The organism is Marinobacter segnicrescens (assembly GCF_900111555.1).
Taxonomy (GTDB): Bacteria; Pseudomonadota; Gammaproteobacteria; order Pseudomonadales; family Oleiphilaceae; genus Marinobacter; species Marinobacter segnicrescens.
Genome location: NZ_FOHZ01000002.1, coordinates 111,638 through 130,410, shown reverse-complemented (window position 1 = coordinate 130,410; position 18,773 = coordinate 111,638). Strand labels below are relative to the sequence as shown.

Below are 18,773 nucleotides of genomic sequence, written 5' to 3'. Positions count from 1 at the left end.
ACAAATTGACTCGATTTTGGGGCTTTGCAAAAACGATGATGGAGGTGATGAATGGGTTGCCGGAGTGGAGAAGTGGGTTCATCAACCGGGGGTGCTTCCCGATTTCTGGCATCAGGGGTGACTGAATGGCAAATAATAGTCGCCGGCTATCTCCTCGTAGCGACCCTGCCCGTGCAGTCGGCGCAGCTTTTCCGAGATGGTTCTGATCGCGGTGCGGTTTTGTTCGGTGTTGTGGCAGTTCAGTCGGTCGAAGTCCTCCAGAAGCGGCTGGTCTGCGGCGTAGGCCAGCCGATTGGTAAAGGGCTGCATATCCGGCAGGGCGGCCACGATGACTTCCAGCCGGCCAAGTTCGAGCATTTCGACGAGTTGCGCCTCTGTGCGCACCCAATCTATGACCATTCCCTGTTCCATGAAGGGTTTCAGGTAAACGTCGTGGCCTATAATACCGCCGGTCGTCTTACCGAATGTGTCGGGAATAGAGGTCATGATGGCCGCGCCAGGCTCCGTGAAGAGATAAAAACGGAACGTCCCCAAGGGGTAGGTGTAAATGACCTTATCTACGCCAAGCCTGCTTTGCAGGACACCGGTGAAGGAATAAATGCAGTCAACCTTGCCCTGCTCGAACTCTCGCAGCGCCCTTCGGTATGGCAGAAATTTCTGGTCCAGCGCGATTCCTGAACCCTCTAACGCCAGCGCCATGACTTGCTGGTAGATACCGGAATTGTCGGCGGTCAGCAAATGCTGGATTCTGGGTACCGCGACACTCAGGGTCTGGGCAAGCGCCTGCGAAGGCGTCCATGCGCCCAAGGCAATAATGATCAGCCAGATCCTGAGTTTCGACAACGATGTGGCCTCCCGGAAAATACAGCATTCAGCTTAGGGACATTAACACTTTATTACCATAGATTATGCAGGGTCTTTCCGGAGGCGTCAGGACGGGTCAATACTGAACTGATCGTTGCCGGAGTCCAGGCCGCCCTGTTCGAGGCGGATCCTGACCTCCAGGTTATGGCGGGAGTCCGCGTTGGCGAGGGCTTCCTCGCGGCTAATCCGGCCCTGGCGGTAGAGTTCCAGGATGGCGTGGTCGAACGTTTGCATGCCCTGTTCCGGGCTCTTCTCCATGATTTCGCCGATGCCCTCCAGTTCACCCTTGTTGATCAGTTCCCGGATGTAGGGGCTGGCAAGCATCACTTCCACTGCCGCGGCCCGTTTGCCGTCAGGGGTCTTGAGCAGACGCTGCGATACGACGGCTTGCAGGTGCATGCTCAGGTCCATCAGCAGCTCCCGGTGGGCGTGCTCCGGGAAGAAATTGACGATGCGACGCATGGTCTGGTTGACGTTACTGGCGTGCAGTGTAGCCAGGCACAGGTGGCCAGTTTCGGCGTAGGTGAGGGCGTGCTTCATGGTTTCCCGGTCACGGATCTCGCCGATCATGATCACGTCCGGTGCTTCCCGCATGGCTCGGCGCAGGGCTTCACCGTAGGACAGGGTGTCGGTGCCGACTTCCCGCTGGTTCACCACGCTTTGCTTATGGTGATGGGTGTACTCGATCGGGTCCTCGATGGTCAGGATGTGCCCTGAGCGGTGGGTGTTACGGTAGTCGATCATCGATGCCAGGGTCGTGGACTTGCCTGAACCCGTGGCGCCCACGACCAGTATCAGCCCACGAGGTTGCATGATCAGCTGCTCCAGCACCCGGGGCAGCCCCAGGGATTCGATGGACGGGATATTCGTCTTCAGGTGGCGCACGACCATCGCTACCTCACCCCGCTGCCAGAAGACGTTGAGCCGAAAGCGGCCCACCTGGCTGATACCGACAGCCATATCCAGCTCCAGGTTCTTTTCGAATTCCGCCCGCTGGCGGTCACTCATAACCGAGTAGGCCAGCTCCTTGACGGAACCGGCAGGCAGGGGCTTCTGGGTGACGGGGCCGGTTTTGCCTTCGATCTTCATCATCACCGGGGCACCGGTGGACAGGTAAAGGTCCGAGGCGCCCTTGTCGGCCATGACTTTCAGGTAGGCTGGTAATTCCATACAAATGTCCGTGCTCACTTTTCTCTGGTGAAACGTTTCGCCCATGCCATTGCTTCATCCGCTGGCATCGGCCTGGCCCAGAAATACCCCTGGGCCACGTGGCAGCCCATTTCCAGCAGGCGATCGCGGGTGTCTGCATCTTCAATCCCTTCAGCCACCACCCGCCGGTGAAAGTTTTCTGACAGGTCAATGATGGCCCCCACGACCATCTGGTCCTCTTCATCGCTGAGCATGTCCGTGACAAAGGACCGGTCGATCTTGATTTCCTGAACCGGCAGGCGGCGGAAGTAGTCGAGGGAGGAGTAACCGGTGCCAAAATCATCCAGGGCCAGGTCTACCCCTATGGAGCGGCACGCCTGCAGTCGTTTGATGACGGTGTCCGAATCGTCCAGCGCCGTGGTTTCCAGCAGTTCGAGAATCAGCTTGCTCCGGATCGTTTCGTCGCAGCCATCCAGTGCCTCCGCAAGGTCTTCCTCGAACCCTGAACTGAGGAAATGGGACGGGCTCAGGTTGATGCTGATGGACCAGGGCAGGCCAGCCTGGTGCCACTGCCGGAGCTTGTTGATCGCGTCCGTCATGACGAAGCGCCCGATGGCATCGGCATACTCGGTGTATTCCAGGTAGGGCAGGAATTCGATCGGCCCAAGCAGGCCCTGTGTTGGATGCTGCCAGCGAATCAGCGCTTCAAAGCCCGCCACGGTGTTACTCTGCAAGTCCATCCTGGGTTGCAGGAAGAGCTCAAGCTGGCTGTCCTCCAGTGCCTGGGGAACCTGGTCCAGGATTCTCAGCTTCTCCTTGCGCGACACATGGGTATCCAGGTCAAACCGGCGATACTGATTCTTGCCGGACTCCTTGGCAGCGTACATGGCCTGGTCAGCGTGCCGCAGCAACAGGTCCGGGTCGGCGTTGTCTTCCGGGTAGACGGTAACGCCCATGCTACAGGACAGCTGCAGGTTATGCTGGCGATGACTGACAGGCTGGCGCACCGATTCGAGGATGCGGTGGTAAACCTTGTCCTCATTGACATCCCGAAGAATTGCCACGAACTCGTCACCACCGAGCCGGGCGATGATGTCGTGCTCACGCACGGACTCCTGCAGTCGTTCGGCAACGACCCTGAGGACCATGTCGCCCACCGCATGGCCGAATTCATCGTTGATTTCCTTGAAGCCATCGAGGTCGATAAAACAGACCGAGACCAGCCCGTTGCGTCGATCGGCCTCCACCAGCTCTTCCTCAAAGATTTCAGTCAGTCGGCGCCGGTTTGGCAGTCCTGTCAGGGCATCGTAGTTGGCGGCACGTTCCAGGCTTTGCTTGTGCTCAAGTTTCTCCCGGTAAAGCTGTTTCCGCTCGATCAGCTGACCGACTGTCTGCAGCAGGGGGTCGAGCTCGTCTGCCAGCGCTTCGGAATAGCCGCCAGCGCGATTGGCCAGTCCAACCAGGCCAATGAGGCTGTGACCGGCAAAGATGGGGATACCCAGATAGGTGGTGATTTGCGGGTGCCCCTCCGGCAATCCGCCTCGCCGGGGATCACTGGTAAAGTCGTTGGAGAGCACCATCTGTTCGCTTTCCAGCGAGGCACCGATCAGGTTATGGGGGTTGTCAAACACCATGCCCCGGCGCTTTACCTCCTGGTAGAGGGCCTCCGTTTCGGCGCTCCAGGCAATGTTTGTGATAGCGCCAATCTTGAGGAAGCGATCGCCATTGTCCCGTTGCAAGACCTCACCGATAAAACCGAACTGGCTGCCGGTCAGGGCCAGCAGGTCGCTGAGCATCAGCTCGAAGGCAGCGGTTTCGTCGTCGTGGGTAAGGAATATATTCTGGGCCCGGTGGATGGCCCGGGTCAGTTGTGACAGGGACACATACTCCTCCCTGTGCACCGACAGGTAGGCCCGCTCGATTTCGTCTTCGATCAGGCTGGCCAGGCTGCGCAGCACGTCCAGTTCAAACTCGGGCACCTTGCGGGGCTCGGTATCGATAATGCAGAGGGTGCCTATCTTGTACCCGCTGGGTTCCCGCACTGGCATGCCGGCATAGAAGCGGACGTGGTCTTCACCCGTAACCAGGGGGTTATGGCGGAATCTGGGATCTTTGGTCGCATCCTCCACGATGAATACTGTATCGCGTTTGATGGCGTGGTCGCAGAAGGCTATGGAGCGTGGTGTCTCATCGACTTCCAGGCCTTGCCTGGACTTGAACCATTGGCGCTCCTCGTCCACCACGGTGAACAAGGCGGTGGGGACACGATAGAAACGCTGGGCAATACGGGTCAGACGCTCGAAGCGCTCTTCTGGGGGCGTATCCAGAATGCCCAGGCGCCTTATGGCTTCCAGGCGGCGTTGTTCAGTCCTCGATAACTTCACGATTACTCCTGGGTCGGGCCGGCATCAGAGTGCGAACCCGGGTCAGACTGAATCCGATGCCTGCCTTCATTATTGACGGCTGATCGCCAAATGCCAGTCAACCCGGAAGTTTTTGTTGGCATTACATTGATTTGCGATCTTCCTTCGAGGGGGAGTCTGGCCTGCCAGGCTTCAGCCAGACACACTGGGCATCCGGTTTCCGGCAAACTCTCACCGGCAATCGCGGATGCAAGGCTCAGTAAGCCCCCCGGATCAGCTCTATGCCAGGATGAAGCACTTCCCGCCATTGGGCATCCAGGTCACGGTCGTATTCAGGATCGTGCTTGTTGACTGCCTTCATCAGGGCATTCAGCCATAGCGTGTACCACGCAGGATTGATGTTGAAGTTATGACGGTTATGGCTTTCTCCCAGGGCGCGCAGTTTTCGGTCCGACATACCACGGGCCACCAGGATAAGCTGCATGATGCCGTTACGAAGCAGGTGGCGCTGGGCGGCCATGTCGGTGTTCACGAAGCGCTGGCGAATCTCGTCAGAGCTGTCCATGAAAAAACTGTAAAAATCCTTGAAAAACTGTTCGTTACGGCAACACCGGCCATAGCTCTGAAACACTGAGTCTGTCGCGTTCATATTGGGTCCGCAGGTCGAATAATGAGGGCGCGCATTATAACCATACAAAGTATGGGGAAGTGTAGGTGAGATCCGAAAGTTCAGTGGGCAGGCAGATATGTGAGCGCTGACCGACCTGGGGGCTTCCGCAAAGTCGGTCAGCAACCCTTAGTGTCCCATAGCGGCACGGGCTCAGAAGCTGAAGGTACGCATCTTCGGGTTCAGCATCTGATCCGCCATTTGCGGTGGCGTGGCTACGCCAACGCCGTCGATCAGGTCATCCTTCGTGTACTCGCTGTTGGGCAGATACAGCGCACAGACGTTGGCTGTGCCACCCTGCTTCAGGAGTCCGCGCAGCATTCCCTTGCTTCTCGGGTTTATCGAACTTCCACAATTACTATAGGAGCCGGAAGGATTATTTCTCTGTGATAAAGTCACGCTCAAGAGGAGCTTTCACCGCCGGGAGGCCCGGGTGCGTCAAATCGTTACGGAATCTGAACTGAATGAGCTGATTGCGGCGCAATCCGCCGTTATGGTGCTGTTTGGCGGCAGCCACTGTGGCGTATGCCAGGCCATCAAACCACGATTGATGGAGATGGCCAGGGCTGACTTTCCACACCTTGCCATGGTCTGGATTGACTGTGAGGCGGCAGGCCCGCTATGTGCTGCTCAGCGGGTATTTTCATTGCCGGTGGTGCAGTTGTGGTTCGAGGGACAGCCATTTGACAGGTTTGTCCGGGCTTTTTCCCTGGCGGCCGTGCGCCAGGCCATTGAGCGGCCCTATGAAATGCTCTTCTCGGCCGAAGGTTGACCGGGGTATCAGCCGATGTCCACGTGCGCGCCCGCCGCGACCTGATTCTTGCCACTGCGCCTGGCCTGGTAAAGCAGGCTGTCCACAATGGTCGGGTGTCAACAGGCACCACTGATACAGAACGTCGGGGATGGTGATGAATCTGATTTGCCGCAAAGGAAGTAAATTCAGCGGTGTTATCATTCTAGAAAGCCGCTCAAAGGGTAGTTCATGGTTTTCCGGCTATTTGTTTCCGCTATTCTGGCACTCTCTTTCGCCGTTGCTGGCTGCAGCGAATCCGCTACGGAAGTAACGCACAAATCGGAGGCGTTGGCCTCACCGTTTGATACTGGCGTATTGAATGTCGCCACACGTAACGGCTCTACCACTTACTACCTGGACCGACATGAAAACCCCGTCGGTCCTGAGTTCACGCTTGTCAGTGAGTACGCCCAAGCTCGCGGCTGGCAGGTCGAGTGGACGATGCTTGAGTCCACCAGTGCTGTGCTGGATGCCTTGGAGGCAGGCACAACCCACCTGGCCGCTGCCGGCCTGACGCATCTGCCTGAGCGAAACGGGCGGTACACTCGCGGCCCTGCCCATACGGAAATCACCGAACAACTGGTCTGTCATCGCGATGACCGGCCCTTGCCGCGCAAGCCGGCCGATATTCCGGGTTGGGAGATCACCGTGACTGCCGATGCCAGCTATGTTGCCACGCTTGAGAAGCTGGCAGCACAGCATCCGGGTATCGAATTCCGCGAAGACCGTGAGCGAACCACGGAAATCCTGCTGTCCGAAGTAGCCGAAAAGGACCTCTCCTGCACGGTGGCTGACTCCAACATCGTCCAGGTCATGCGTCGCCACTTTCCGCACCTGGAAGTGGCCATGAACCTCACGCAGGGTCGTAATCTGGGCTGGTACTTGCCTGCCGAGGCCGGTGAGCTGGCCTCTGATGCCCGGGAATGGATGAACAGCCGTGAAGGCGACGAAGCCATGGGTCTGATGGAAAACCGGTACTACGCCTACATCGGTGAGTTCGACTTTGTTGATCTCAGGGCGCTGAATCGTCGCATTGAGAACCGGCTGCCGAGTTATATCGACTTGTTCCGGGAAGCCGAGATCACCACTGGCATGCCGGCGGATCTGCTGGCGGCCCTGGCCTACCAGGAGTCCCACTGGGATCCCCAGGCGCGGTCACCGACCGGTGTTCGCGGCATCATGATGCTGACGGGACGCACGGCGGAGTCCCTTGGTGTATCAAACCGGCTCGACCCGGCCCAGGCCATCGACGGTGGTGCCCGTTACCTGGCCGATCGTCACCGCCGCCTGCCGGAAACCATTCCCGAACCGGACCGGACGTTCCTGGCCCTGGCCAGCTATAACATCGGCCGTGGCCACCTGCTGGATGCGCGGCAGCTGGCAAGGGATCTGGGCAAGAACCCGGACTCCTGGCAGGACATGGAGCAAGTGCTGCCGCTCAAGGCGGACAAACGCTATTACCCGAGCACCCGTTATGGCTACGCCCGTGGCTATGAGCCAGTGCACTACGTACAGCGGATTCGTAACTATAGGGACGTGATTCGCCGGGCGTTTCGTTCTTTGCCAGAGGAGTAGCGGGGCCTGATACCGGGCTCTACATCGGATCCCGACGTTTTCTCATTGAGCGCCGGGCAGCCTTTGTAGCATCATGTAACAAATGTATACGTATTGTTGTCTGTATAGCAACGAGATGGCCGTATGACAGGCAGTACAAAGCTTTTGCGAATGGTAATCCTGTCATGGTCGCTTGCCTGCCAGGTTGCCATGGCGTCCGACGCTCACACCAACGAAAAACGGCTGGCCTACCTGGTATCGGACGTCGACATACCCTTCTGGGGCATTATGGCGGAAGGGATAAGGCACCAGGCCCGTCAGTTGGGCTACGGCGTGACGGTATACAGTGCCGGGAACCAGGCAAGGGAAGAGCTGAGGCTCACCGTGGAGGCTATCCGTGCCGGAGTGCACGGAATCATACTGTCTCCCACCAATTCGTCGGCGGCGGTGACTGTGTTGAAGTTGGCAGGCGACGCTGGTGTACCAGTCGTAATCTCTGACATCGGTGCCGGTGCTGACAGCTACGTCAGTTACATCGAATCAGACAATCATCAGGGCGCCTACGACGTGGGCCACCTGCTCGTTGATGCCATGGTGGAAGCGGACTGGGAAAGTGGCTCTGTGGGTATTGTTGCCATTCCCCAGAAACGGGCCAACGGCAAGGCCCGTACTGAGGGCTTCCTGCAGGCACTGACTGAAAGGGGCGTCCGGACCGCTGGGATCCTCCAGCAGTCCGATTTTTCCTACCGTGAAACCTACGACCACACCCGTACCCTGATCGATCGGCACCCGGAGCTGCGGGCTATTTGGCTGCAGGGGTCCAACCGTTACCGTGGTGCGCTGGACGCGATCGCCGATGCCGGCATGACTGGCGAGATCCTGCTGGTGTGCTTTGATGCGGAACCGGAATTCATCGGGATGATTGCGTCGGGACAGCTGGTAGGGGCCGGTATGCAGCAGCCGTTCCTGATGGGGGAAAAGGCGGTGGAAACCATGGATCTTCATTTGCAGGGGGCTGAGGTCGACAAGATACAACGCCTGGCCGTGCTGCCGGTTTCCCGCCAAAACCTCGACCGCCTGCTGCCGTTGATCGAGCGCAATGTGCTCGGACTGGAGGCTGCCCGTTGACCGATCGCCCCGATTCCCGTAGCCCCGCGGCACCTTCTTTGCTGGTGCGCATCACACTGTCGATGATCGCTGTGATCCTGGTGGTGTTTGCGTTCCACGCGCTTTACGTTTACTCCACCCAGCGCACCGAGATTGTTAACGCCATGCACAGTGACGTCAACGAGAGCCTGGAGCGACTGAGCCGCAACATTGCCCCCTTCATCGAGGCTTACGCTGTCAATGAATACGAACAGTTGGTAGCTACGGAAACGGCACTGACGCAGCACTTTGCAGTGGTGGTAGAAGACTACGAAATGGCTGAGATTACCGGTACCAGCTATGTCTCCGGCCGCGTCAGTGACGGGCAGGGCAGCTACCTCCCGTATAGAGAGGAGGATCCCGGGTTGAATGAGCGGCTGCAGCAGGCCTTTTACTCGGACCGCCGTCCCATCCTGGCGGCAGACGGGGAGGTGCTGGGGCAAGTCTCGGTCTATGCGTCCGATGAGCGGCTGGTGCAGAAGCTTGACCAGGTGCTGTTGGAAGAATTATTGACCATCCTGGTTCTGGGGCTGGCGCTGTCAGGGGCACTGATCGTGGTGCTTCGCCGTTACCTATTGCGTTCCATAAATTATATCGACACGGCCATCCGTAACCGCGAAAGCGACGGAATTCCCCGCCAGCGGATGCCGAAAATCCGGTATCGGGAGATTGCAGTTCTCAGCGATACCATCAACACCATGCTGGACGCGATCCGGGAGGCGAAGGAAAGGCGCAAGATTGAGCGGCTACGGCTTGAAAACGCCATCACCGGAACCCGGGCCGCCACCTGGGAATGGAACGTCCACAGCGGGGAAACAGTTTTTAATGAACGCTGGGCCGAAATCATCGGCTACTCCCTCAGTGAACTGGAGCCGGTCTCCATTGAGACCTGGATGAAGTTTACCCATCCCGATGACCTGCAACACAGCACGGACCTGCTTGAAAAACATTTCCGTGGTGAACTGCCGTACTATGAGTGTGAGGCCCGTATGAAGCACAAGTCGGGCCACTGGGTCTGGGTTCTTGACCGGGGACGGGTGGCTTCCTGGACAGATGAGGGGGAGCCATTGATGATGTATGGCACCCACCAGGACATAACCCCCCGCAAGGAAGCAGAAGAGAAGCTTTCCATGGCGGCCGGGGTCTTCCGGTACGCGCGGGAAGGCATTGTGCTGACCAGTGCTGACGGTATTGTGCTGGACGTGAATGCGGCCTTTACCAAACTCACCGGATACTCCCGTAACGAGGTGGTTGACCGCAGTTACACCTCGCTCACTTCCGGCCTTGAGAGTGAGGGCTTCTGGGTCGATATTTCGGGGACCCTGCAGTCCGAGGGCGTCTGGAGTGGCGAATGGTGGGTTCCCCGACGGGACGGATCCAGGTTTCCGGCACTGATGACCATTGCCGATGTCCGCAGTGAGTCCGGTGAGATGACCCACTTCGTTACCCTGCTGGCTGATATCTCCCACCTCAAAAAGAATGAGGAAAAGCTGCGGCAGATCGCCCATTACGATGGGCTCACCGGACTGCCAAACCGAATCCTGCTGACGGACCGGCTCAGACAGGCTATTACCCTTGCACGGCGTCGAAAAGAGGTTCTGGCGGTGGTTTTCCTGGACCTGGATGGCTTCAAGCTGGTCAATGACACCCTGGGCCACGCCGCTGGAGATGAGCTTCTTGTAGCGCTGGCGGAGCGCATGAGAGGGGTCCTGCGGGAGTGCGATACAGTGGCCCGCCTTGGCGGAGACGAATTCGTTGCACTGCTGCCGGGCCTGGTCCAGGGGCCGGAGGATGCCCGGCCGATTCTGGACCGGCTACTGGCAGCACTGTCTACTGGCGTTCGAGTTGGCGGGGAATGGGTTCATGTTTCCGCGAGTATGGGCGTAGCCCTCTATCCCCAGGACCCGGATGTGGATGCGGATATTCTGCTGCGCCAGGCGGACATGGCCATGTATCAGGCCAAGCAGCAGGGCAAGAACCACTATCGCTTTTACCACGATGTCCACGAAGGGACGGATGAAACGAGCCGCTCCCTGATCCTCTCCGACAACAATGTCGCGATCCCTGCTGACAGCGATGAGGGCTGACGTGCAAGCCGGGGGCTCGTCGGCCGGATCCTCGAAGGTCCGGCCGGCTCCTCACGCCCTGTTCTCAGACTCCATGACGCCCTGCTCATCAAACCCCAGAAAACGGGCGGTATTGCTGATCGGCCGGCGCCGTGAAACCACCGAGTTAGCGACGAACTCATCGTCCGGCCAGCCCAGGGCGACGCAGGTCAGGATAACCTGGTCCTCGGGAATGTTGGCCACTTCCCTCACAACCGGGCTTTGCATGATGCCCTGGCCATTGATCACCGCTCCGAGGCCACGGCTCCAGGCGGCCAGCACCAGGCCGTAGGTCATGGCACCGGTGTCGAAGTGGGCGATGGTGTTATCCAGCAACTCCCGGTCGAAGCAGACGACAATGGATACCGGGGCATCGAACTGACGAAACCCCCTCATTACCCAGTCCTGCCTGCGCTCCTTGTCATGCCGCTCGATTCCCATGGCTTCAAACAGCTGGACCGCGATTTCAACCTGACGCTCGCGGTGGACACCCTGGTAGGCACCGTGGTCGTGGATCTCGCGGCTGGGCGGTATGCCAGCGAGCATCCGCTCTGTGTTGCCCTGGCGGACTCGCGCCAGGGGCTCGCCGGTGAGGACATGCAAATGCCAGGGCTGGGTGTTCATGGAGGACGGGGCCCGATTGGCCAGTTCGATGATTTCCTCAAGAAGCTCTTTCGGTATGGGCTTATCCTTGAAGCCACGTATGGATCGCCGTTCCTGGATTGCCTGATCGAGTTTCATCAATAACCTTTTTGTTTAATTGGATAGGCGCACAGGCTGGCAGGATCGAACAGGAACTCTGTCGGGAGTTCCCCGTTGACAGACCCCGGAAAATGCCAGTCTGAAGTTATCGCCCAAGAATGGCTTGGAACAGGGGATGAGTAAAGTGTTGGTGGTCAAACTCGATACCAAGGCGGGTATGCTGCTGGCTCACTTCTGCACGAACCACGGAGCCGGTAAGGTTGTCCATCCGGTGCCCACCCTGCAATAGGTCAAGCGAAACCCTGTCCCCGGAAGAAATACGGTCGCTGTCACACAGCACGGCAATGCCATGCTCGCTCAGATCCACGCAATGGCAGTCTTTGGGCTGGACCTGCTTGTTTGGCAGGGAGGGGGCAGTGGCAGTCAGCCTTGCGCTGATACTTCCTGGCACAACACGTACGGATCGGCGGAGGTCTGGTCGTTCCTCGACCTGGATGAGATCCGGACGGAGGTAATGTTTTCGCTTTTGCATCGATCAATTCCCTTCGGATGCTTACGATTTCAATGAAAAGCATGTCACAATTATCGACGGATGCAATGCAGTAATACCCCCGAATAGTAAAAGAATGTTAAATGACCGCTGAGGTGGCGGATCTGTTGTTGTACTTGCACGCCGCAGGGGAATCGTGAACTATTCCTGCCTTGTTTCCGCTTCCTGCCAGTGAACAAAGTGAGATCCTGCTGTGGCAAATGCCTCTTCCGGTACTTATGAACGATTGATGAACCCTGTCCTGGTCGCAGGTTGCATTATTATCCTGGTGAGTTTTGCGGTTCGCGCGTCGTTCGGGCTGTTCCAGTTGCCCATTGCCACCGAGTTTGCCTGGCCAAGGGAGTCCTTCTCACTGGCCATTGCCATCCAGAACCTGGCGTGGGGAATCGGGCAACCCATATTCGGTGCCTTCGCTGAACGCTACGGCGATCGTAAGGCGGTCCTGGGCGGCGGAGCCTTCTACGTCACCGGCCTGGTACTCTCGGCTTATGCCATTACTCCGGGCCAGCACCAGTTGCTGGAGATGCTGGTGGGTTTCGGTATAGCCGGAACCGGGTTTGGTGTGATCCTGGCGGTGGTGGGGCGCGCCACTTCTGACAAGCATCGCTCCATGGCGCTGGGTATCGCTACTGCTGCGGGGTCCGCCGGTCAGATCGTGGGGCCACCGGTAGCCCAGTCGTTGCTGAGCCAGATGCCCTGGCAGTCGGTGTTTGTGGTGTTCGCCGGGTTTATCATGGTGTCAATGCTGGCACTTTTGATGATGCGTGCGCCTAAGCCGCAGAAGCCGGCTGCTGACGAGGAGCCGATGGGCAGCGTTATCCGTCGTGCGGTGAAAGACCCGTCGTTTATCCTTATCTTTATCGGCTTCTTTTCGTGCGGTTACCAGCTGGCGTTTATCACCGCGCACTTTCCCGCCTTTATCACCGAAATGTGTGGCCCGGTTGATCCGGGAAGCCTGCTCTTCACGCTGGGTATCACCTCCGCCGCCGGACTGGGGGCCATCTCCATCGCACTGATCGGGCTGTTCAACATCGGTGGCACCCTGCTGGCGGGTTGGCTGGGTAACCACTATTCACGGAAATACCTGCTGGCCACCATCTACCTGCTGCGTACCCTGGTCGCTGGCGCATTTATCATGTCGCCCATTACGCCAGAGAGTGTGGTGCTGTTCTCCGTGGCAATGGGCTCACTGTGGCTGGCCACGGTTCCGCTGACCTCCGGTCTGGTGGCCCATATCTATGGTCTCAAATACATGGGCACCCTCTACGGCCTGGTATTCTTCTCCCACCAGCTGGGCGGCTTCCTCGGAGTATGGCTTGGCGGGGCGCTGTACGATATCTACAACAACTACACCCTGGTGTGGTGGGTGGGTGTCGGTGTGGGAGCACTGTCCGCGGTGGTTCACCTTCCCGTGAAGGAATATCCCTGGTCGCAGCGTGGCAAGGTGAGCCTGGTGACCTGAATGGTGTTCAGGCCCGGGCTGCGCCGGCAATAAAGAGAGGGCTGACATTACCGGCGCCTGTCGGATCAAACCTTACTGATAGTCATTGGTCGTCTGGACCGTCGCATAGGCGAATGCCAGCGCGGCCATGGCGGCCGCGTGGACCTGTGCGGCGGGCACATTTATTCCATTGAACTCCAGGTCCATCGTGGCGCAGGCATCTTCCAGCACGGTGACCTGGTAACCAAAGTCTGCTGCCGCCCGACTGGTGGCCTCTATGCACATATGGCTCATCGCACCGATGACGACCACTTCCTCAATACCCTTGGCGTCCAGCATGTCTTTGAGCGGTGTTTCCCGGAAGGCGTTTGGGTAGTTCTTGAGAATGACAGGCTCTTCTCCCTGGGGTTTTACCGATTCGTGAATGTTTACGCCCCCGGTTCCGGGGGTGAATACCGGCGCGTCAGGGCTCCGGGATTCGTGGTGGATGTGGACCAGCAGGTCTCCGTTGCTTCTGGCTTTCTTGATTACACCGGCTGCTTTGGTGGCCGCTTTTTCAATATTGTTTAGCGGCAGCTTACCGCCAGCAAAGTATTCGCATTGCAGGTCTACTACCAGGACGGCTCGTTTGCTCATCATCTGCTCCTGTTCATCGGTCTGTTGTATCTCTGGTGATTGTGCGCGGAGAAGTCCACAATCGTCAGTGGCAATTTCGACAGATTACAGGGTGAAAACGACATAATGGGGCAACCCTCAGAACTGGGAATCCTGCGCTATCCGGGCGCGCAGCAAGCTGCGGTTCTGGGCCTGACCGACCTCCTGGTCATGGCATCGACGTCCGCGAAGCAGGAAGGCGCCAGCGAGGGCCTGCGGATCAGTCATTGGGAACAGGCGCATGGGTCGGGTGAGCTGGTGCGGGTATTCGATACTTCACCGGGTGCTGGCAGTGCGCTCTCGGTTCTGATCCTGCCGCCGTGCCTGGAACAGCCACCAACCGCAGAGCAGGCGGCCGTCTATGCTGATTGGCTTCGTGAGCAGCACCAGGGCGGTGTGGTGCTCAGCTCGGTCTGTGCCGGGGCGTTTGTGCTGGGTGAAACCGGACTCCTGAACGGCAGGACAGCCACCACCCACTGGGTCTACCGGGACAGGTTTCGTTCGCGATTCCCCGCTGCCAGGGTCGATACGGACCGGTTGCTTATCGATGATGGCGATATCATCACCGCCGGAGGGGTGATGTCCTGGACGGACCTGGGCCTCAGGCTGGTGGAGCGCTTTCTCGGCGCCGATGTCATGCTCCGCACTGCGCGCATGTTGCTGATTGACCCACCGGGTCGGGAGCAGCGTTACTATAGCGTGTTCACCCCCAACTTCCGCCACCCGGACAGGGCAGTACTGAAGGTTCAGCACTGGTTGCAGGCTACGGGCGCCAGGGAAGCCTCTCTGGAAAGCATGGCCAGGCAAGCCGGGCTGGAGCAACGTACCCTGCTACGGCGGTTTCAGAAAGCGACCGGTATGACGACCGGCGAGTATTGTCAGCGACTGAGGATCAGCAAGGCGCAGGAGCTGTTGCAGTCCAGCGGGTTACCTGTGGAAAGTGTCGCGTGGGAAGTTGGGTATGCTGACCCCGGGGCCTTTCGCAAGGTGTTTTCCCGGATCGTGGGGCTCAAGCCGGGTGACTACCGGCGGAGGTTTGGGGGTACTGGTTGAACGACTGGTCACTTTCAGCGTGAGGTTTACGGTCAGATAGGGCTTCGTCCCTGAAGCCAGGGCGGGATCAATCGCTGGTCAGGTAGTCGGTTGTCGGTGCAGACAAGGCCTGAATGCCGGTGAGGGGGCGGCAGACGAGTGCACTTGGTGCCAGTTTGTTGCGGGTCTGATCCAGGGAGCAGCGTCAGCCTGTGCACCGATGCCCACAGCCTTTCAGTAAGTTGTGTTGCCTATAGGACCCTGTCGTTCAACGAATTAATCCAGCGAGTGACCAGTTTTCCTGCTCTGTTCGTAAATTGATCAACGGCTGCCGTCCGGGGGCCTGTCTGGTCAATATCTGCTGACCTGTTGCGTGGCGCCGGGGTGCGGTAGCACGGGAAAACCCTCCCGATATTCCCTGCAAATGGGGTATCAGGTTAAGAACAAGAGATTCACTGGAGGAACGGAATCATGCTGTTGCATCATGTCTTTGGCCTGTTTACCCACCCGGACGCCGAGTGGGCTCAAATCCGCCGTGAACACGAAAAGCCGTTGCGCCTGTATGTGGCCTACGTGCTGATCCTTGCCGCAATCGGCCCGGTGTGCGCCTACATTTCAACGGCCCATTTCGGCTGGACGATCGGGGCTGGTCAGCAGGTCATCCGTCTGGCGCCGGACAGCGCGCTGCAACTAAGCGTTCTGACCTACCTGGCGATGTTGGTGGGTGTCTTTGCCTTGGGGTATGCCATTAACTGGATGGCGCGCACCTACGGTGCGCTTGAGGAGGACGACGCTGCCAACGGGGTGGCGCTGGCGGCCTATTCCTGCACCCCGCTGTTCCTGGCCGGGTTTGCCCTGCTGTACCCGGAACCCTGGTTCAATGCGCTGGTGTTCCTGGCGGCGGCCGGTTACGGTGCCTACTTGATGTACGATGGTCTGCCCATCGTCATGGATATTCCCCGTGAACGCGCCATCATGTACGCCGGTGCATTGCTGACGGTGGCGCTGGTCATTCTGGTGTCCACCCGGGTGGGCTCGGTGATTCTGTGGAACTATGGCTTCGGACCAGTTTTTGTCAGCTAGGCCCGAGACCGAAGGCCAGCGCCGCCTGGACGCTGGCCTTCGGATAACTGATCAGACCCGGCAACGGCCTGCCTGTTCTCTCTGGCGACTGGCGTAAGATGACTGGGCACTGCCAGGGCACCATTTGGGCACAGGCGAAAAAATAGCGAAAAACTCGCTCTTTCGAATCAGTCGTACAAAAATCAGGGGTTAGTGCGTAGAACTTTTGAGCGCTCAGGTGCGGATGACATCGACGAGAAGGGGGGCTGGTAACTGATCGATTTGCCAAATTAATGGCCCGCCCGAGAGGATTCGAACCTCTGACCTCTGCCTCCGGAGGGCAGCGCTCTATCCAGCTGAGCTACGGGCGGATTCAAGCTCACCGGTTGCCGGTGATTTCGAGTGCGCAATCTTACGTGGGCCGACGAGATCTGTCCAGCCCTCCCTGACCCGCTCTTTTGATCTTTTGATGTCAGTTGCCGGTCTTTGCCTATACTTGATAAAAGGCAATTTGGCGTTCGTTTGTGAGTGAGTTTCCGATGATCGAGCGACTGGCAGACAACGACGGTATTCGATACCGGCTGACCCCCAACCGGTCCATCAGCTGGCCTGGCCTGGTTCGGGTCTGGCTTGGGTTGGCGGTGGTCACGGGGTGCGTGGTAATCGGCTGGACCCTGGCAGGCGTCTGGCTGGTGATTCCCTTTGCCGGGCTGGAGCTGACAGCTGTGGGGGCAGGGCTGTGGTATACCGCCCGCAAATGTGCACGACAGGAAGTGATCACGTTTGGCGCCACGGAAGTGGTCCTGGAGAAAGGCCATCAGCGCCGTGAGCAGCAGTGGCAATGGCCGCGAACGTCGGTGACGATCCTGCTCGATCCTGAGCCACACCCCTGGATGCGGGAGCAGGTCTGGCTATGCTCCAGGGGCGAGGAGATTCCACTGGCGGACTTTCTGAACCCCCGGGAGTCCCGGGAACTGGTCACGGTTCTCCAGAGTCAGGGGTTGCACGTCACCCGACGAGCCCGGGAATTTGTAGGCATCTGGTTCTGACCGGCACTAAAGGCGGGTCTCAGGCGTCAGGCTGACCACCGTCTTGCCGTTCCCCACCGTCACTTCGCCATCCTGGATGTTGATCTGCAGGTTCATGGTGCGGTCTGCGAGCCCGGCCAGTGCCGCAGTATCATCCTGCGCCAGCGCGATGACCGACAGGTTGTTATGGCGTTCAAGGCGGTTGTGCAGCTTGTCCCACCATACCGGCAGCGCCCGGCCACCATAACCGTAGATGGTCACCCTGTCCGCCCGGTTGCAGGCCTTGCGAATCCGGTCCTCATCGGGAAGCCCGGTTTCGATCCAGTATTCTATGTGGCCAGTGAGGTCCTTCTGCCAGAGATCAGGCTCGTCGTCGGTGCTCAGGCCACGGGTGAATTCCAGAGCATCGTTGGCGTTCAGGGCAAAGGCCAGCAGCCGTACCATCATGCGCTCGTCGGTCTCGGAGGGATGGCGGGCGATGGTGACGTGATGGTCGGCGTAGTAATGGCGGTCCATGTCGGCGATGTTGAGGGTCGCCTTGAACACGGTGGCTTTCAGGGCCATGGCTGCTCCGTGGTTTTTTCTGGGAAGATGGCAAGTGTAGCGGATTTTGCGGATCTGCTGTCGTGTGATTTTTTGTACAAAACCCGCCAAACGGGTTGCAATCACGCCTGCGAATAACAATAATTATCACTAAGTTTGATTGGGCCGAGAGATTCCTCTATGTACGTCTGCCTCTGCACTGGTGTTACCGACCGCGAAATCCGTGAAGCTGCTGAAAACGGTGTCAGCTCTATGCGCCAGCTTGGTAAGGAGCTGGGTGTTGGTCGCCAGTGTGGCCGTTGTGCCTGCACGGCCCGGGAAATCCTCCGCGAGTCCCGTTCCTCTGATTACCTGGCCCTGGCAAACCTGCTGGCCCAGCCTGCCTGAGCGGAGCGCCACCCTGGCCAGCGCCACTGTCAATGACGTCTGTCAAACGTAAACCATTCTCTGGCGAGATTTTTTCTTGGCGGATTACCGTCTATCCTTGTTGAATCTGCTGAGACAAGTCAGCGGTTCCATCGACAAACGGCGTCCGGTCAGACGGTCGTCAGTCTGAATGAGCGAAAGAGAGGAGGCCCTGGCCGTGAAAGGTGACAAGAAGGTTATCCAGTTTCTGAACAAGGTGCTGGCCAATGAGCTGACCGCCATTAACCAGTATTTCCTGCATTCACGGATGTACAAGGACTGGGGCATCACCAAGCTGGCGGACAAGGAATACGAAGAGTCCATTGACGAGATGAAGCATGCTGACCAGCTGATCGAGCGTATCCTGTTCCTGGAAGGCCTGCCCAACCTTCAGGACCTCAACAAACTGCTGATCGGTGAAAACGTCCAGGAGATGATCGAGTGTGACCTCAAGCTGGAAATGACGGCGCATTCTGACCTCAAAGAGGCGATTCTGTACTGTGAGGAAGTGCAGGACTTCACCAGCCGGGAACTGTTCCGCAGCATCCTGGACAGCGAGGAAGAACACATCGACTGGCTCGAAACCCAGCTGGAGATGATTGGTCAGATGGGCATCCAGAATTACATCCAGCTGCAGTCCGGCGCTGCCGAGTAAGCTGCATGCTGCACTGAAGTCGGGCGTAACCGCCTGGCGATGCCCCGTTTCGGAACCCGG

The 18,773-nt window shown here is 58.5% G+C and carries 19 protein-coding genes and 1 tRNA gene; 10 read left to right on the top strand and 10 right to left on the bottom strand.

Annotation, left to right across the window (positions count from 1 at the left end):
* Window positions 1-111 precede the first annotated feature (111 nt).
* The 5 genes from BM036_RS03335 to BM036_RS20060 form a co-directional block, all read right to left on the bottom strand.
* Window positions 112-843: a type 2 periplasmic-binding domain-containing protein gene (locus BM036_RS03335; RefSeq protein ID WP_091848814.1), complete on the bottom strand. Its 732-nt coding sequence runs from the start codon at window positions 841-843 to the stop codon at window positions 112-114.
* 87 nt (window positions 844-930) lie between these two features.
* Window positions 931-2,034, bottom strand: coding sequence for a PilT/PilU family type 4a pilus ATPase (locus BM036_RS03330; protein WP_091848813.1), 1,104 nt, complete (start codon window positions 2,032-2,034; stop codon window positions 931-933).
* 14 nt (window positions 2,035-2,048) lie between these two features.
* Complete coding sequence (locus BM036_RS03325; protein ID WP_091848812.1) at window positions 2,049-4,397, bottom strand: sensor domain-containing phosphodiesterase; 2,349 nt, start codon at window positions 4,395-4,397, stop codon at window positions 2,049-2,051.
* 235 nt (window positions 4,398-4,632) lie between these two features.
* Window positions 4,633-4,941 carry a globin family protein gene (locus BM036_RS03320; protein WP_425434068.1) on the bottom strand — a complete coding sequence of 103 codons (309 nt, stop codon included), beginning with the start codon at window positions 4,939-4,941 and terminating at the stop codon, window positions 4,633-4,635.
* Between the two features lie 255 nt (window positions 4,942-5,196).
* Window positions 5,197-5,364, bottom strand: a complete 168-nt coding sequence (locus BM036_RS20060; protein WP_245742442.1) for a hypothetical protein — start codon at window positions 5,362-5,364, stop codon at window positions 5,197-5,199.
* Window positions 5,365-5,476: 112 nt separating this feature from the next.
* Here BM036_RS20060 and BM036_RS03315 point away from each other — a divergent pair, with 112 nt between their 5' ends.
* The 4 genes from BM036_RS03315 to BM036_RS03300 all read left to right on the top strand — a co-directional run bounded on the left by BM036_RS03315 (window position 5,477) and on the right by BM036_RS03300 (window position 10,623).
* Window positions 5,477-5,815, top strand: a complete 339-nt coding sequence (locus BM036_RS03315) for a thioredoxin family protein (RefSeq protein WP_091848810.1) — start codon at window positions 5,477-5,479, stop codon at window positions 5,813-5,815.
* Window positions 5,816-6,025: 210 nt separating this feature from the next.
* Complete coding sequence (gene mltF / locus BM036_RS03310; RefSeq protein WP_091848809.1) at window positions 6,026-7,411, top strand: membrane-bound lytic murein transglycosylase MltF; 1,386 nt, start codon at window positions 6,026-6,028, stop codon at window positions 7,409-7,411.
* Window positions 7,412-7,534: 123 nt separating this feature from the next.
* On the top strand, window positions 7,535-8,518 hold the full coding sequence (locus tag BM036_RS03305; protein WP_177185978.1) for a substrate-binding domain-containing protein: 984 nt from the start codon (window positions 7,535-7,537) through the stop codon (window positions 8,516-8,518).
* A complete protein-coding gene (locus tag BM036_RS03300) occupies window positions 8,515-10,623 on the top strand; it encodes a sensor domain-containing diguanylate cyclase (RefSeq protein ID WP_091848807.1) in 2,109 nt (702 codons plus the stop codon). The genes BM036_RS03305 and BM036_RS03300 overlap by 4 nt, the downstream gene beginning before the upstream one ends.
* Before the next feature lie 51 nt (window positions 10,624-10,674).
* On the opposite strand, the gene BM036_RS03295 is transcribed toward BM036_RS03300, so the two are convergent.
* Together BM036_RS03295 and BM036_RS03290 are read right to left on the bottom strand one after the other, a co-directional pair.
* Window positions 10,675-11,382: a nitroreductase gene (locus BM036_RS03295; protein ID WP_091848806.1), complete on the bottom strand. Its 708-nt coding sequence runs from the start codon at window positions 11,380-11,382 to the stop codon at window positions 10,675-10,677.
* Between the two features lie 106 nt (window positions 11,383-11,488).
* Entirely contained in the window at window positions 11,489-11,875 is a 387-nt protein-coding gene (locus tag BM036_RS03290; protein WP_091848805.1) for a PilZ domain-containing protein, read from the bottom strand.
* Window positions 11,876-12,122: 247 nt separating this feature from the next.
* On the opposite strand from BM036_RS03290, the gene BM036_RS03285 reads away from it, so the two are divergent.
* Entirely contained in the window at window positions 12,123-13,355 is a 1,233-nt protein-coding gene (locus BM036_RS03285; RefSeq protein ID WP_177185977.1) for an MFS transporter, read from the top strand.
* Window positions 13,356-13,427: 72 nt separating this feature from the next.
* Here BM036_RS03285 and BM036_RS03280 read toward each other — a convergent pair whose 3' ends face one another.
* Entirely contained in the window at window positions 13,428-13,970 is a 543-nt protein-coding gene (locus tag BM036_RS03280) for a cysteine hydrolase family protein (protein ID WP_091848803.1), read from the bottom strand.
* Window positions 13,971-14,075: 105 nt separating this feature from the next.
* On the opposite strand from BM036_RS03280, the gene BM036_RS03275 reads away from it, so the two are divergent.
* Complete coding sequence (locus BM036_RS03275; protein WP_091848802.1) at window positions 14,076-15,041, top strand: GlxA family transcriptional regulator; 966 nt, start codon at window positions 14,076-14,078, stop codon at window positions 15,039-15,041.
* A 450-nt stretch (window positions 15,042-15,491) separates the two neighbouring features.
* Entirely contained in the window at window positions 15,492-16,103 is a 612-nt protein-coding gene (locus tag BM036_RS03270) for a Yip1 family protein (protein WP_091848801.1), read from the top strand.
* 273 nt (window positions 16,104-16,376) lie between these two features.
* Here the strand turns inward: BM036_RS03270 and BM036_RS03265 are convergent.
* A tRNA-Arg gene (locus BM036_RS03265) sits at window positions 16,377-16,453 on the bottom strand.
* Between the two features lie 153 nt (window positions 16,454-16,606).
* On the opposite strand from BM036_RS03265, the gene BM036_RS03260 reads away from it, so the two are divergent.
* Window positions 16,607-17,131: a DUF2244 domain-containing protein gene (locus BM036_RS03260; protein ID WP_143066557.1), complete on the top strand. Its 525-nt coding sequence runs from the start codon at window positions 16,607-16,609 to the stop codon at window positions 17,129-17,131.
* A 6-nt stretch (window positions 17,132-17,137) separates the two neighbouring features.
* Here the strand turns inward: BM036_RS03260 and BM036_RS03255 are convergent, their stop codons facing one another.
* Window positions 17,138-17,674, bottom strand: coding sequence for a YaeQ family protein (locus BM036_RS03255; protein WP_091848799.1), 537 nt, complete (start codon window positions 17,672-17,674; stop codon window positions 17,138-17,140).
* A 159-nt stretch (window positions 17,675-17,833) separates the two neighbouring features.
* On the opposite strand from BM036_RS03255, the gene BM036_RS03250 reads away from it, so the two are divergent.
* Window positions 17,834-18,040 carry a bacterioferritin-associated ferredoxin gene (locus BM036_RS03250; RefSeq protein WP_091848798.1) on the top strand — a complete coding sequence of 69 codons (207 nt, stop codon included), beginning with the start codon at window positions 17,834-17,836 and terminating at the stop codon, window positions 18,038-18,040.
* Between the two features lie 196 nt (window positions 18,041-18,236).
* Complete coding sequence (gene bfr, locus BM036_RS03245) at window positions 18,237-18,713, top strand: bacterioferritin (RefSeq protein WP_091848978.1); 477 nt, start codon at window positions 18,237-18,239, stop codon at window positions 18,711-18,713.
* The last annotated feature ends 60 nt before the right edge of the window (window positions 18,714-18,773 follow it).

Excerpts from the sequence above, each read along its gene's own strand:
- BM036_RS03255 (WP_091848799.1), bottom strand. The coding sequence starts at position 17,674 with ATGGCCCTGAAAGCCACCGTGTTCAAGGCGACCCTCAACATCGCCGAC.
- BM036_RS03285 (WP_177185977.1), top strand. The coding sequence starts at position 12,123 with ATGAACCCTGTCCTGGTCGCAGGTTGCATTATTATCCTGGTGAGTTTT.
- BM036_RS03290 (WP_091848805.1), bottom strand. The coding sequence starts at position 11,875 with ATGCAAAAGCGAAAACATTACCTCCGTCCGGATCTCATCCAGGTCGAG.
- BM036_RS03250 (WP_091848798.1), top strand. The coding sequence starts at position 17,834 with ATGTACGTCTGCCTCTGCACTGGTGTTACCGACCGCGAAATCCGTGAA.
- BM036_RS03295 (WP_091848806.1), bottom strand. The coding sequence starts at position 11,382 with ATGAAACTCGATCAGGCAATCCAGGAACGGCGATCCATACGTGGCTTC.
- mltF (WP_091848809.1), top strand. The coding sequence starts at position 6,026 with ATGGTTTTCCGGCTATTTGTTTCCGCTATTCTGGCACTCTCTTTCGCC.
- BM036_RS03280 (WP_091848803.1), bottom strand. The coding sequence starts at position 13,970 with ATGAGCAAACGAGCCGTCCTGGTAGTAGACCTGCAATGCGAATACTTT.
- BM036_RS03275 (WP_091848802.1), top strand. The coding sequence starts at position 14,076 with ATGGGGCAACCCTCAGAACTGGGAATCCTGCGCTATCCGGGCGCGCAG.
- BM036_RS03330 (WP_091848813.1), bottom strand. The coding sequence starts at position 2,034 with ATGGAATTACCAGCCTACCTGAAAGTCATGGCCGACAAGGGCGCCTCG.
- BM036_RS03320 (WP_425434068.1), bottom strand. The coding sequence starts at position 4,941 with ATGGACAGCTCTGACGAGATTCGCCAGCGCTTCGTGAACACCGACATG.
- BM036_RS03305 (WP_177185978.1), top strand. The coding sequence starts at position 7,535 with ATGACAGGCAGTACAAAGCTTTTGCGAATGGTAATCCTGTCATGGTCG.
- BM036_RS20060 (WP_245742442.1), bottom strand. The coding sequence starts at position 5,364 with ATGCTGCGCGGACTCCTGAAGCAGGGTGGCACAGCCAACGTCTGTGCG.
- BM036_RS03270 (WP_091848801.1), top strand. The coding sequence starts at position 15,492 with ATGCTGTTGCATCATGTCTTTGGCCTGTTTACCCACCCGGACGCCGAG.